Genomic DNA, 13,086 nt, shown 5'->3' on the forward strand with positions numbered 1-13,086 from the left:
TGTGGCGGGCCGGACTACTGCAGGTCGGCGGTGCCGGTCTCCACGTCCTTCCAGGCACCCTTCTCGACCTGGTAGACCGTCAGCTGCTTGTTGGTGGTGTCGCCGTACTCGTCGAAGGAGATCTTGCCGGTGAGGCCTTCGAAGTCGGACTTCTGGACACCGTCGACGACCTTGGAGCGCAGGTCGTTGATGTCGGTGGGCACCTTGCCGCCGTTGGCGTCGGCGGCGGCCTTGACGGCCTTGATGATGGCGGTGGTGGCGTCGTAGGCGTAGGCGCCGTAGGCGCCGTAGTCGCCCTTGTAACCCTTGTCCTTGTACGTCTGGATGAACGTCTTGGCCGCGGGCAGGGTGTCGGCGGGGACGCCGATGGCGGTGGCGAGGTCGCCCTCGGCGGACTTGCCTGCGGCCTCGATGTAGGTGGAGGCGAACATGCCGTCGCCGCCGAACAGCGGGATCTTGACGCCGGCGTCCTTGAGCTGCTTGGTGATCAGCGCGGACTCGTCGTACTGGCCGCCGTAGTAGACCAGGTCGGCACCGGAGTTCTTGATCTTGGTGGCGAGGGAGCCGAAGTCCTTGTCGCCGGTGTTGACGTGGTCGGTTGCGACGACCTTGCCGCCGAGCTTCTTGTACTGCTCGACGAAGATCTTCGCGAGGCCGGCGCCGTAGGTCTGCTTGTCGTCGACGACGAAGGCCTTCTTCTTCTTGAGGCCGTTGTACGCGTAGCCGGCGGCGAAGCTGCCCTGCAGTTCGTCTGTGGTGGCGGTGCGGAAGTACGTCTTGTAGGGACGCTTCTTGTCCGTCTGCCAGTTCTTGCCCTGGGTCAGCTCGGGGTTGGTGTTCGCGGGGGAGATCTGGACCATGTTGGCCGAGGCGAACACCTGCTGCATCGTCTGGGCGACGCCGGAGTTCAGCGGGCCGACGGCGCCGACGGCGGTCTTGTCGCCGGTGAGGCTGGTCGCGTTGGACTGGCCGGTGGCGGGCTGCGCCTTGTCGTCCAGGGCCTTGAGCTTGAACTTCACGCCCGGGACCCAGTTGTTCTTGTTGGCGTCGTCGATGGCGATCTGGGCGCCGTACTGGATGCCGAGGCCGGTGGTGGAGTTCTCACCGGAGAGGGGGGCGTCCACGCCGATCGTCAGCGTGGTGCCGCTCCCGCCGTCTCCGCCCTTGTCACCGCTGTCGTCTCGGGAGCCGCAGGCGGTGAGAGTCAGAGCTCCGGTCGTGAGAACGGAGGTAAGAATCACCAAGGAACGCTGTCGCACAATCAGTCCTTTCACAGGCAGGCCCCGCCCTGGTCGGGGGGTGAGTGCCGCGCTGGTACCGAACTCCCGATGGAGCGGTGACTGGCCGTGACTCTAAGCCCGGTTTTAGGGCAGGGGCAGCGGCGCGGGCTCGCTTGTGACTTTCTTGTTATGACGGGGTGGAGGCCTGGTCTCGGCGGGGAACCCTCTCGACGGGTTTGGTGGACTTTCGTCGCGGTCCGCATTCTGAGAACCCGCACTTCCGGTTGGCCGTGGCTGAGGTCGTGCGGTGCTCGGGCCGCAGGCGGCCTTAAAGAGATCGGAAAGGTTCCGGGCGTAGGTGCGGCCGAAGATGAAACTGTGGTGTTGTATTGCGCGCGCGTTACGGAGCGTTACGTCGAGAAATGGATGGTCGGCGTCCGGGGGAAGTGCCGGGCAATCGGAAACGGCGATTTCCACGGTGATGCCGCGGGGTGTGCCGGCCGGCGCGGTGAAGGCCGGGCCGGGGAGGGGCGGGCGGTGAGTCCGGCGTGGGAGGTGCCGATGACCTTCAGGGTGACGGCGGGGCCGCGGCCGACGGTCACGGTGAACCGGAACCTGCCTGCTTTTCCAGGGGAGTTGAGGGGTTCGGCGAGGCCGAGGTGGCGCCCGGGCGGTGACGTTGGCGGGCCAGGGTCAGGGCCGGGGCGCGGGGGCGGGTGCCGGCTCGTGCGGCCGGGGGTGCCGGTCGGGGGTGAGGGTTTGGGGGAGTGCGGTGCCGATGACGTTCCGAACTCTGTTCCCTCTCCGTCGAGTTGGCCGGTTCGACGGGGCCGGTGCCGCTCATGGCCGCAGCCTCATGGGGCAACGGAAGGGGAGGGGGTCGGGGCGGGGAAGGCGGACGGTGTCCCGCCGCTTCGCGGGGTGCGCGATGCGGCGGGACAGTCGGCAACACCGGTGCGGCCGGTGGCCGCCGCTGGGGGTTGCGGGAGTGCGGGTTACGCCGGCAGGGGTGACGCCGGTACGGGTTACGGCAGCTTCACGAACGGCGAGAGGAAGGCGCGGGCGCCGGGGGTGTCCAGGCGGTAGGTCACGTTGGTCGCGTAGCAGGGGGTGTCGCCGGTGATGGTGGTGGCGGCGAGGATGCTCCGGCCGCCGATCACGGCGAAGTTGGGGCCGCCCGAGTCGCCGTAGCAGGCTCCTCCGTTGCCCTGCGGCGCGGTCATCGCGAGCCGGGCCCAGGAGTCGTTGAGGGCGTTGAAGGTGACGGGTGCCTTCATCCGGACACCGCCGCCGGGGTGGGTCTGGCCGCCGGGACCGTTGACGGCCTCCTGGGTGCCGTATCCGGCGACGAGCCATTCGGTGGCGCTCAGGCGCTGCGGGCCGAGTCTGCCGAGCTGGCCGGCGGTGGGAAGGGTGGCCGGAGTGAAGCTCCAGCGGGCCTTCACCTCGGCGGCGGGCAGCTGGATCACCGCGATGTCGTGGGTGTCGGAGGCGGGCCCCGGGTAGCCGGGGTGAGTGTGGGCGGTGCCCCGGACGGCGACGGCGGCGGCCTGCGCGGCCGGGTCGCCCGGGTACTTCTTCGCCGCCGCGTCGAGCCCGGACTGCACGTCCTGGTCGAGGGAGACGTGGAACCGCACGTTGTCGGGCCAGTCCGAGGTGCAGTGCGCGGCGGTCAGGAAGGTGTCCGCGTCGATCATGGTGCCGGTGCAGACCCAGTCGGCCCGGTCGGGGGTCGCGGGGGCGCCGTCGTCGTCCCAGGTGGCCACGAGCGCGCCGACCTCGGTGCGTTCGGGGGCGGGGGTGGCGTTGTAGGAGTTGATGGCGGAGGACGGCAGCGCGGTGGCGAGCACGGTGGCACAGGCCGCGGCGGTGGCGGCGAAGGCGCGTACGGAGGTCAAGAGAAACCCTTCTGAGGGTGGGACGGGTCTTCTCCTGTGGGGGTGGAGCGCCAGTGAAGTGCCCGCGGGGCGGTCGCGACAAGAGCGCGCCCGCCCCTCCAGGGTTTTCCCTCTGTCGGTCAGCTCGCGGCGCGGATGAGTTCCTCGTCGCCCGGCTTCACGTCGCGCAGGAGACAGGTCAGCCGGGCCGTGCACACCCTTTTGTCGTTTTCGTCCGAGATGACGATTTCGTACGTGGCGGTCGACCGGCCCCGGTGCACGGGCGTGGCCACACCGGTGACCAGCCCGGAGCGCACCCCGCGGTGGTGGGTGCAGTTCAGGTCGACGCCCACGGCGATCTTGGAGCTGCCGCCGTGCAGCATCGACCCGATCGAGCCGAGTGTCTCGGCCAGGACCGCGGAGGCCCCGCCGTGCAGCAGTCCGTAGGGCTGGGTGTTGCCCTCCACCGGCATCGTCCCGACGACCCGGTCCGCCGACGCCTCGGAGATCTGGACGCCCATCCGGGTCCCGAGGTGGCCCGCGGAGAACAGGGCCAGGAGGTCCACGCCGAGCGCGGCGTACTCGTCGATGACCTCTTGCGGGAACTTCACATGCTGCTGCTCACCCATCGGGCCCGGCTCCGTTCGTCCTCGTCACTCGGCTGCCTGTGTCACTGAGCGAACGCTCAGTCGGCAGCAGATTGTTCCAGACGCACCACCACGGACTTGCTGGCCGGGGTGTTGCTCGTGTCCGCAGTGGCGTCCAGCGGCACCAGCACGTTGGTCTCCGGGTAGTACGCGGCGGCGCAGCCCCGGGCCGTCGGGTAGTGCACGACGCGGAAACCGGGTGCCCGGCGCTCCACGCCGTCCCTCCACTCGCTGACCAGGTCGACGTACGCACCGTCCGCCAGCTTCAGGGCCCGCGCGTCATCGGGGTGGACCAGCACCACCCGGCGGCCGTTCCTGATGCCCCGGTAACGGTCGTCGAGGCCGTAGATCGTGGTGTTGTACTGGTCGTGCGAGCGCAGCGTCTGCAGCAGCAGACGGCCCTCGGGCAGCTCCGGGTACTCCACGGGCGCGGCCGTGAAGTTGGCCTTGCCGGTGGCCGTGGGGAAGCGGCGCTCGTCGCGCGGGGCGTGGGGGAGCGCGAAGCCGCCTGGGCGACCAGCAGAACCCGTCACGCGCGCGTTGAAGTCCTCGAAGCCCGGGATCACCCGCGCGATACGGTCCCGGATCGTCGCGTAGTCCTTCTCGAACTCCTCCCACGGTGTGCGGCTGTCCTCGCCGAGCACACGGCGGGCCAGACGGCTGACGATGGCCGGTTCCGACAGCAGGTGCGCACTCGCGGGCTCCAGCCGGCCCCGGGAGGCGTGCACCATGCCCATCGAGTCCTCGACCGTCACGAACTGCTCACCGCTGCCCTGGACATCGCGCTCGGTACGGCCGAGCGTCGGGAGGATCAGGGCACGCGCGCCCGTGACCGCGTGCGAGCGGTTCAGCTTCGTCGACACATGCACCGTCAGCCGGGCCCGGCGCATGGCCGCCTCGGTGACGTCCGTGTCGGGGGACGCCGAGACGAAGTTGCCGCCCATGGCGATGAAGACCTTCGCCTCGCCGTCGCGCAGGGCGCGGATGGCGCGCACGACGTCATAGCCGTGCTCGCGCGGGGGCGCGAAGCCGAACTCCCTCTCCAGGGCGTCCAGGAACGCCGGGGCGGGCCGCTCGAAGATGCCCATCGTGCGGTCGCCCTGCACGTTCGAATGCCCGCGCACCGGGCACACGCCCGCGCCCGGGCGGCCGATGTCGCCGCGCAGGAGGAGGAAGTTGACGACTTCCCTGATGGTGGGAACGGAGTGCTTGTGCTGGGTGAGGCCCATCGCCCAGCACACGATGGTGCGTTCGGAGGACAGGACCATGCGGAGGGCCTTCTCGATGTCCTCCTGGCTCAGGCCGGTCGCCGTGAGCGTCTCGTCCCAGTCGGCGGCGCGGGCGGCCTCGGCGAACTCCTCGTAGCCGTGCGTGTGCTCCCGCACGAACGCCTCGTCGACCGCGCCGTCCGTGTCCAGGATCAGCTTGTTCAGGAGGCGGAAAAGGGCCTGGTCGCCGCCGATGCGGATCTGCAGGAACAGATCGGTGAGCGCGGCGCCCTTGAGCATGCCCTGCGGGGTCTGCGGATTCTTGAAGCGCTCCAGGCCCGCCTCGGGCAGCGGGTTGACGCTGATGATCTTCGCGCCGTTGTCCTTGGCCTTCTCCAGCGCGGACAGCATCCGCGGGTGGTTCGTCCCCGGGTTCTGCCCGGCGACGATGATCAGGTCGGCCTTGTAGAGGTCCTCCAGCAGGACGCTGCCCTTGCCGATGCCGATGGTCTCCGACAGGGCCGAACCGGACGACTCGTGGCACATGTTCGAGCAGTCGGGCAGGTTGTTCGTGCCGAACTCGCGGGCGAACAGCTGGTAGAGGAACGCGGCCTCGTTGCTGGTGCGGCCGGAGGTGTAGAAGACGGCCTCGTCCGGGGAGGCGAGCGCGGCGATCTCCTCGCCGATGATGTCGAAGGCACGCTCCCAGGTGACCGGCTCGTAGTGCGAACCCCCCTCGGGGAGGTACATGGGGTGGGTGAGGCGGCCCTGCTGCCCCAGCCAGTAGCCGCTGCGGCCGGCCAGGTCGGCGACCGGGTGCGCGGCGAAGAACTCGGGTGTGACCCGGCGCAGGGTGGCCTCCTCGGCCACGGCCTTCGCGCCGTTCTCACAGAACTCCGCCTTGTGCCGGTGCTCCGGCTCGGGCCAGGCGCAGCCCGGGCAGTCGAAGCCGTCCTTCTGGTTCACACTCAGCAGTGTCAGGGCGGTGCGCTTCACGCCCATCTGCTGCTGGGCGATCCGCAGCGTGTGCCCGATCGCCGGGAGCCCCGCGGCCGCGTGCTTCGGCCCGGCGACCTGCGGCGCGTCCTGAACCGGATCGCTCTTGGGCGGCTTCGACGCCATCGCACACTCCTCTTCGACTGCGCTGTGAGGTAGGTCTCCGATCCTCGCACGCGGTGGTGACAGCGGGTGAGGGCGGGCCGGGGGAGGCCGCTACGGCACGGGGACGAGCGGTGCCCCGGCGAGGGGGCGCCCGGTCCCGGCGTCCGCGGGGCCGGGACCGACTGTCAGTGGGGCGTGGCAGGATCGGGGGCGTGGCAGAGACAGCATCGAAGACGACCGACAAGACCTCCGGCGGCAGCCGGCCGCGACTGATGCTCATGGACGGGCACTCGCTGGCCTACCGCGCGTTCTTCGCGCTGCCCGCGGAGAACTTCACCACCGCGACGGGCCAGCCGACGAACGCGATCTACGGCTTCGCGTCGATGCTGGCCAACACGCTGCGCGACGAGGCGCCCACGCACTTCGCGGTCGCCTTCGACGTCTCCCGCAAGACCTGGCGGTCCCAGGAGTTCACGGAGTACAAGGCGAACCGCTCCAAGACCCCGGACGAGTTCAAGGGCCAGGTCGAGCTGATCGGCGAGCTCCTCGACGCGATGGGCGCCGTCCGCTTCGCGGTGGACGGGTTCGAGGCGGACGACGTCATCGCCACCCTCGCCACCCAGGCCGAGGCCGAGGGCTTCGAGGTGCTGATCGTCACCGGTGACCGGGACTCCTTCCAGCTGGTCAGCGAGCACACGACCGTGCTGTACCCGACCAAGGGCGTCTCCGAGCTGACCCGCTTCACCCCGGAGAAGGTATTCGAGAAGTACGGGTTGACGCCCGCGCAGTACCCCGACTTCGCGGCTCTGCGCGGCGACCCCTCCGACAACCTCCCCGGCATCCCCGGCGTCGGCGAGAAGACCGCCGCGAAGTGGATCAACCAGTTCGGCTCCTTCGCCGAGCTCGTCGAGCGCGTCGAGGAGGTCAAGGGCAAGGCCGGCCAGAACCTCCGCGACCACCTGGAATCCGTCAAGCTCAACCGCCGGCTCACCGAGCTGGAGCGCCGGGTCGAGCTCCCCAAGGGCGTCACCGACCTGGAGCGCGCGGCCTACGACCGCAAGGCCGTCGCGATGGTCCTGGACACCCTGGAGATCCGCAACCCCTCGCTGCGCGAGCGGCTCTTCGCTGTGGACCCCGGCGCCGAGGAGGCCGAGACCACCCCGGTCAGCACCGAGGGCGTGCAGCTGGACGGCACGGTGCTCGGCACCGGCGAGCTGCCCGCCTGGCTCACCGAGCACGGCACCCAGCCCCTCGGCATCGCCACGGTCGACACCTGGGCACTCGGCACCGGCTCGGTCGCCGAGGTCGCCCTCGCCGCGCCCGGCGGCCCCGCCGCCTGGTTCGACCCCTCCCAGCTCGACGAGGCCGACGAGAGGGCCTTCGCGGCCTGGCTCGCCGACACCGGCCGGCCCAAGGTCTTCCACAACGCCAAGGGCGCCATGCGCGTCTTCGCCGAGCACGGCTGGAGCGTCGAGGGCGTGCGCATGGACACCGCGCTCGCCGCCTACCTGGTCAAGCCGGGCCGCCGCTCCTTCGACCTGGACGCGCTGTCCCTGGAGTACCTGCACCGCGAGCTGACCCCGGCCGCCGCGGCCGACGGCCAGCTCGCCTTCGGCGCGGACGACGGCGCCGAGGCCGAGGCCCTGATGATCCAGGCCCGGGCCGTCCTCGATCTGGGCCAGGCCTTCGAGAGCCGCCTGGCGGACGTCGGCGCCGCCGACCTGCTGCGCGACATGGAGCTGCCCACGTCCGCGCTGCTCGCCCGCATGGAGCGGCACGGCATCGCCGCGGACCGGCCCCACCTGGAGGCCATGGAGCAGATGTTCGCCGGTGCCGTCCAGCAGGCGGTCAAGGAAGCCCACGCGGCGGCCGGGCACGAGTTCAACCTGGGCTCGCCCAAACAGCTCCAGGAGGTCCTCTTCGGTGAGCTGGCCCTGCCCAAGACCAAGCGGACCAAGACCGGCTACACCACGGACGCCGACGCGCTGGCCTGGCTCGCCACGCAGACGGACAACGAGCTCCCGGTGATCATGCTCCGCCACCGCGAGCAGGCCAAGCTCCGCGTGACCGTCGAGGGCCTGATCAAGACGATCGCCGCGGACGGCCGGATCCACACCACCTTCAACCAGACCGTCGCCGCCACCGGCCGCCTGTCCTCCACGGACCCCAACCTCCAGAACATCCCGGTCCGCACCGACGAGGGCCGCGCCATCCGCCGCGGCTTCGTCGTCGGCGAGGGCTTCGAGTCGCTGATGACGGCCGACTACAGCCAGATCGAGCTGCGGGTCATGGCCCACCTCTCCGAGGACGAGGGCCTGATCGAGGCGTTCACCTCGGGCGAGGACCTGCACACCACGGCCGCCTCCCAGGTCTTCGCGGTCGAGCCGACCGCGGTCGACGCCGAGATGCGCCGCAAGATCAAGGCCATGTCGTACGGCCTGGCCTACGGACTGTCCGCCTTCGGCCTCTCCCAGCAGCTGAACATCGAGGCGGCGGAGGCCCGCGCCCTGATGGACGCGTACTTCGAGCGGTTCGGCGGCGTACGGGACTATCTGCGCCGGGCGGTCGACGAGGCCCGGGCGACGGGCTACACGGCGACGCTCTTCGGGCGCCGCCGCTACCTCCCCGACCTCAACAGTGACAACCGCCAGCGCCGCGAGGCCGCCGAGCGGATGGCCCTCAACGCGCCCATCCAGGGCACCGCGGCCGATATCGTCAAGATCGCCATGCTCAAGGTCGACGACGCCCTGAAGGACGCCGGCCTCGCCTCCCGCATGCTCCTCCAGGTCCACGACGAAATCGTGCTGGAGATCGCCCCCGGGGAGCGGGCCGCCGCCGAGGAACTGGTCCGCCGGGAGATGGCGAACGCCGTCCACCTCAGCGTCCCGCTGGGCGTCTCGGTGGGCGCGGGCCCGGACTGGGAGTCGGCGGCGCACTAGGCCGCAGCGCGGGTCGGCTGGGGCGAGGCCCGCCGCTTGGTGGGACTGGCTTGGGTGGGGAGGGTTTCGCCTCGGCCTGGGCGCTGGGGTCGCGGCCGGGCGAGGTGGAATCGGTCGAGTGGGGAAGGCCCACGGCAGCCAGGGTCCTGCCTCGGGCCGGGGCATGGGGGATCCGCGTCAGCCTGGGCGTCGGGACCCTGCCTCTGCCGGGGCACAGGGGTTCGGCGTCAGCCCGGGCCTGCCTCGGGCGGGCGGGGGCACCGGGGTTCCGCCTCAGCCCGGGCGCTGGCGTCCCGCTTCAGCCGGAACCGAGGTCTCGCCTCTGCCGGGGCACAGGGGTTCGGCGTCAGCCCGGGCCTGCCTCGGGCGGGCGGGGGCACCGGGGTTCCGCCTCAGCCCGGGCGCTGGCGCCCCGCTTCAGCCGGAACCGACGCCCCGCCTCAGCCAGGGGGCGACAGGGCCCCCGGCCCCCCACCCGCCCCCGACCCCCGCAGAAAACCGTCACTCGCGTGGCCCCCGAGAATGCGCCCCCGCCTCCGACGGTCGCAAAGATGCGGGGCATGGGTATACGCACGTTCCTCAGCCGCACGGCACCAGGCGGGGCACTGCCGCCGGTCCCGGCGTTCGAGGCCGCCGCGAGTACGGTTCGCATCCCCGTCACCTTCACCACGGCCCTGCGCCACGCGACGGCGGACCTCCGGCAGCACCTGTCCACCCGCGGACGGCGGCCCACCGGCTCCGCCGGCACCGGCGACCTGACCACCGCTCCTGCCCTCGCCGATATCGAGGCTCTGTCCGCCCTCATCGGCCGCACCGGCACCGATGCCCCGTCCGTCCTGACCGGCCTCGTCGGCACCGACGTCATGTCCGCTCTGACCGGCCTCGCCGACACCGACGCCCTGTCCGCCCTCATCGGCGCCGGCACCCTGCCCACCGGGACCGACCCGCCCGCCGTCACCGGCCACGCACCCACCGAGGCCCGGCCCACCGGCACCCGGGGCAAATCCTCCCGCCCCTGGGCCCGGCTCGCCCGCGACTACCTGACCCTCGTCCTCACCCTGCTCCCACGCCCCCGCCCGGCGCACACGACCATCACCGTGTACATCACGACGACCGACAGTGCCCTCAGCGAGCGGCCGGGCGGCTCGGCTCCGTCTCGGCGGCAGGGGCAGGACCGGCGGGGACCGGAACCGGACGCCGCACCCTGACCCCCACGGCGTAGAGCAGCAGCGCCGGGACGAGTCCCGCGCCCGCGCCGAAGCACACCGTCGGAATGATCTCCCACGGCTTCGCGGCCGAGCCCCAGTACGCCCACCACCGCGACGCCCGCTGCACGGCCCCCACCAGTGCGAAACCGCAGATCACGGCAGCGGCCGCCCACCGGTCCCGTACCGCCAGCACGGGGACGTCCACCGGCTCGCGCACGGGCGCCCGCCGCAGCGCGTGCGCCACGAACACGGCGATCACGACCGCGGCCACCGCCGAACCCCCGTACTGCAGGTACCAGTACAGCGGTGAGCCCGCCACCTCCCGGCCCAGTACCGGAAACAGCCGCATGCCCCACCGGTCGAGATGCGTGAACGCGTCCCACACCACATGGGTCGACGCACCGAGCGCCGCGGACAGATACCACCGTGCCACCAGCGACGGCCGCACCCGCGCGCGTGGCGCCCCGCACCGCAGCAGGGCCGCCACCCGCCCCTGCCGGGCCCGCGGCAGCAACGCGACGAGCGGCTCACGCACCAGCAGCCACAACCCCACCAGCGCCCAGGCGATGAGCACATCGACCGTGAGCACCCCCGGGAACGCGTGCGTGACGTCACCGAACTCCATCGCCCCGGACAGCACACTCGCCGCGTAGTAGGTCATGTCGGGCGCGAAGGAACCCGCCACGAGCACGGCGGGTACCAGCGGACCCCGGCCGGTGCCGTCGGTGCGGACGGCGGGCAGCACGGCTGCCGCATGGCTCAGCGTGAACGGCAACTCGGCTCCTCGCGACGGTCGTTGCACCAGGCCGGGGTGCCCGGCGGTGAGTGGCCCAGTATGCAAGATCCCGCCATGGCGACGACGTCACGAGCGCACAAGACCAACTGGTGAAAAGCGGTCACGAACGGGTGCCCGAGCAAAGGAAGTTGCCGTAGGGTCGCCAGAGTCGCCGCGCGGGGAGCGCGTCGGCCACGTGAACGCGGTGAAGAACAGGGCACGCAAGAGAACAGAGTTGTGACCGTCGGAGGGCAACCCCTCGGGCGGTTGGATCGTCACAACAGGGCGAACACTGCAGACGTAGACCGGACGCTCGGGCGTCCACGGGAGGGGTTCACTCTATGGCGGCGCAATTCGGCAGGAGGCTGCGCAAGGGGGCGGCGACCACCGCCGTGGCCGCGGTAGCGGTCGCGGCCCTGTCCGCCTCCCAGGCTCCGGGCGTGAACGACCACGGCAGACAGACCGCAGCGGACGCCACCCCCTCACCCGAAGCGAGTGCCTCCGACGGCAGCGCCACCGGCAACTCGCCGTACTACACGGACCTGCCCCCGCTCAAGAGCCCCAACCCGTCACCCTCCACGGGCCCCGGCCCGGGCGGCACGGGCACGACGGAAGCCGGCATCCCCGCGACCGTCCTCGACGCCTACAAGAAGGCCGAGACCGCGCTGCGCGAGGCCAAGCCCGGCTGCCACCTGCCCTGGCAACTCCTCGCGGCCATCGGCCGGGTGGAGTCGGGACAGGCCCGTGGCGGCAAGGTCAGGGCCGACGGCACCACCATCAAGCCGATCCTGGGCCCGCAGCTCGACGGCAACGGCTTCGCCCTCATCAAGGACACCGACGACGGCGCGTACGACGGCAACAGCTCCTACGACCAGGCCGTCGGCCCCATGCAGTTCATCCCCTCCACCTGGGCCTGGGCCGGCCGTGACGGCAACGGCGACGGCAAGGAGGACCCCAACAACATCTACGACGCCGCGCTCGCCGCCGGCCACTACCTGTGCCGCAACAACTGGGACCTGTCCGACCAGGGCCAACTCGACCGGGCGATCCTCAGCTACAACAACTCGCGGGACTACCTGAACCTCGTCATGAGGTGGCTGGAGTACTACCGCAAGGGCACGCACGAGGTCCCGGACGGCACCGGCACGCTGCCCGACAACCGCAGCGACGACGGCGTCGGCGCGAGCCCGACGCCCACCACACCGGGCACGACCGCTCCGGGCCGTTCGACGCCCAAGCCCGGCCCCAAGCCTGAGAAGCCCGAAAAGCCCGGGAAGCCCGGTGGTGGCGGTACGACGACCCCGAAGCCGCCCACCACACCGCCCGGCACCCCGACCCCGCCGCCCACGACGCCTCCCACCCCCACCGACACGGTGGACCATCTGGAGGACGCCGGTACCGCGAAGCTCACCGCCATGGCCGGCGACGCGTTCAGCCGGCGGATCAGCACCCGCGCCGAGACGGAGGCCGGCAAGGTCGTCGCCAAGGTCAGGGTCCGCTTCACGATCATGGGCGACACGGACACCACCTTCACCGGCGGCGAGAGCGTGGCCACGGTCGCCACCAACAGCTCCGGCGTGGCCGTGGCACCCGCCCTGCAGGCGGGGGAGAAGACCGGGGCCTTCACCGTCCGCGCCACCGTGGTGGGCCGCGCCGTCCCGGGCCTCGACTACAAGGCCACCGTCACCGAGCGCGCCGCCGATGCCCTCGCCCGCACCGGTGACGCCGCGCTGACCTGCGCCCCGGGCGGCGAGTTCGCGAACCAGGTCGAGGTCAAGGCCACATACCAGGGCGCCGTCGCCGACGGTGTCGCGGCCACCGCCACGCTGGTCAAGTCCGCGGACGACCCGACTGCCGACGACAAGGGCCCCTACTTCAAGGACGCCGACGGCAAGACCGTCCGCACCCTGACGGGCCTGAAGACGGACGCGAAGGGCCTGCTCAAGCTGCCCGAGCTGTACGCGGACGACACGACCGGCACGTTCCTGCTCCGCATCACCACGGCAGGCGGAGCGACGCTCACCGTCGAACTGACCGTGGCGGCGGCCGAGACGTCCTCGCCGAGCCCGTCGGCCAGTCCGAGCGCGTAGCTCTCCAGTACGACGCACGAC

Annotated in this window: 8 protein-coding genes; 3 read left to right on the top strand and 5 right to left on the bottom strand. The window is 71.4% G+C overall.

The features are described 5' to 3' along the window. Positions 1 to 14 precede the first annotated feature (14 nt). The 4 genes from G3I77_RS05080 to G3I77_RS05095 all read right to left on the bottom strand — a co-directional run bounded on the left by G3I77_RS05080 (position 15) and on the right by G3I77_RS05095 (position 6,074). Positions 15 to 1,244 carry a branched-chain amino acid ABC transporter substrate-binding protein gene (locus tag G3I77_RS05080; RefSeq protein WP_248501467.1) on the bottom strand — a complete coding sequence of 410 codons (1,230 nt, stop codon included), beginning with the start codon at positions 1,242 to 1,244 and terminating at the stop codon, positions 15 to 17. Positions 1,245 to 2,245: 1,001 nt separating this feature from the next. Further along, positions 2,246 to 3,118, bottom strand: a complete 873-nt coding sequence (locus tag G3I77_RS05085; protein ID WP_248501329.1) for a trypsin-like serine protease — start codon at positions 3,116 to 3,118, stop codon at positions 2,246 to 2,248. A gap of 119 nt (positions 3,119 to 3,237) precedes the next feature. Continuing rightward, positions 3,238 to 3,726, bottom strand: a complete 489-nt coding sequence (locus tag G3I77_RS05090) for a PaaI family thioesterase (RefSeq protein WP_248501330.1) — start codon at positions 3,724 to 3,726, stop codon at positions 3,238 to 3,240. A gap of 56 nt (positions 3,727 to 3,782) precedes the next feature. After that, a complete protein-coding gene (locus G3I77_RS05095) occupies positions 3,783 to 6,074 on the bottom strand; it encodes an FdhF/YdeP family oxidoreductase (protein ID WP_248501331.1) in 2,292 nt (763 codons plus the stop codon). 191 nt (positions 6,075 to 6,265) lie between these two features. Between G3I77_RS05095 and polA the strand changes: the two genes are divergently transcribed. Continuing rightward, entirely contained in the window at positions 6,266 to 8,992 is a 2,727-nt protein-coding gene (gene polA, locus G3I77_RS05100) for a DNA polymerase I (protein WP_248501332.1), read from the top strand. A gap of 560 nt (positions 8,993 to 9,552) precedes the next feature. Then, a complete protein-coding gene (locus G3I77_RS05105; RefSeq protein ID WP_248501333.1) occupies positions 9,553 to 10,200 on the top strand; it encodes a hypothetical protein in 648 nt (215 codons plus the stop codon). On the opposite strand, the gene G3I77_RS05110 is transcribed toward G3I77_RS05105, so the two are convergent. Next, the gene (locus G3I77_RS05110; protein ID WP_248501334.1) at positions 10,118 to 10,975 is read right to left on the bottom strand and encodes a DUF4184 family protein; all 858 of its coding nucleotides are present in this window, start codon (positions 10,973 to 10,975) and stop codon (positions 10,118 to 10,120) included. The genes G3I77_RS05105 and G3I77_RS05110 overlap by 83 nt on opposite strands. A gap of 341 nt (positions 10,976 to 11,316) precedes the next feature. Between G3I77_RS05110 and G3I77_RS05115 the strand changes: the two genes are divergently transcribed. Further along, a complete protein-coding gene (locus G3I77_RS05115) occupies positions 11,317 to 13,065 on the top strand; it encodes a lytic transglycosylase domain-containing protein (protein ID WP_248501335.1) in 1,749 nt (582 codons plus the stop codon). The last annotated feature ends 21 nt before the right edge of the window (positions 13,066 to 13,086 follow it).

The organism is Streptomyces sp. D2-8, from assembly GCF_023184515.1.
Taxonomy (GTDB): domain Bacteria; phylum Actinomycetota; class Actinomycetes; order Streptomycetales; family Streptomycetaceae; genus Streptomyces.

Bases quoted from the DNA above. Each gene is read 5' to 3' on its own strand.
- G3I77_RS05090 (WP_248501330.1), bottom strand. From the start codon at position 3,726: ATGGGTGAGCAGCAGCATGTGAAGTTCCCGCAAGAGGTCATCGACGAG.
- G3I77_RS05105 (WP_248501333.1), top strand. From the start codon at position 9,553: ATGGGTATACGCACGTTCCTCAGCCGCACGGCACCAGGCGGGGCACTG.
- G3I77_RS05095 (WP_248501331.1), bottom strand. From the start codon at position 6,074: ATGGCGTCGAAGCCGCCCAAGAGCGATCCGGTTCAGGACGCGCCGCAG.
- G3I77_RS05115 (WP_248501335.1), top strand. From the start codon at position 11,317: ATGGCGGCGCAATTCGGCAGGAGGCTGCGCAAGGGGGCGGCGACCACC.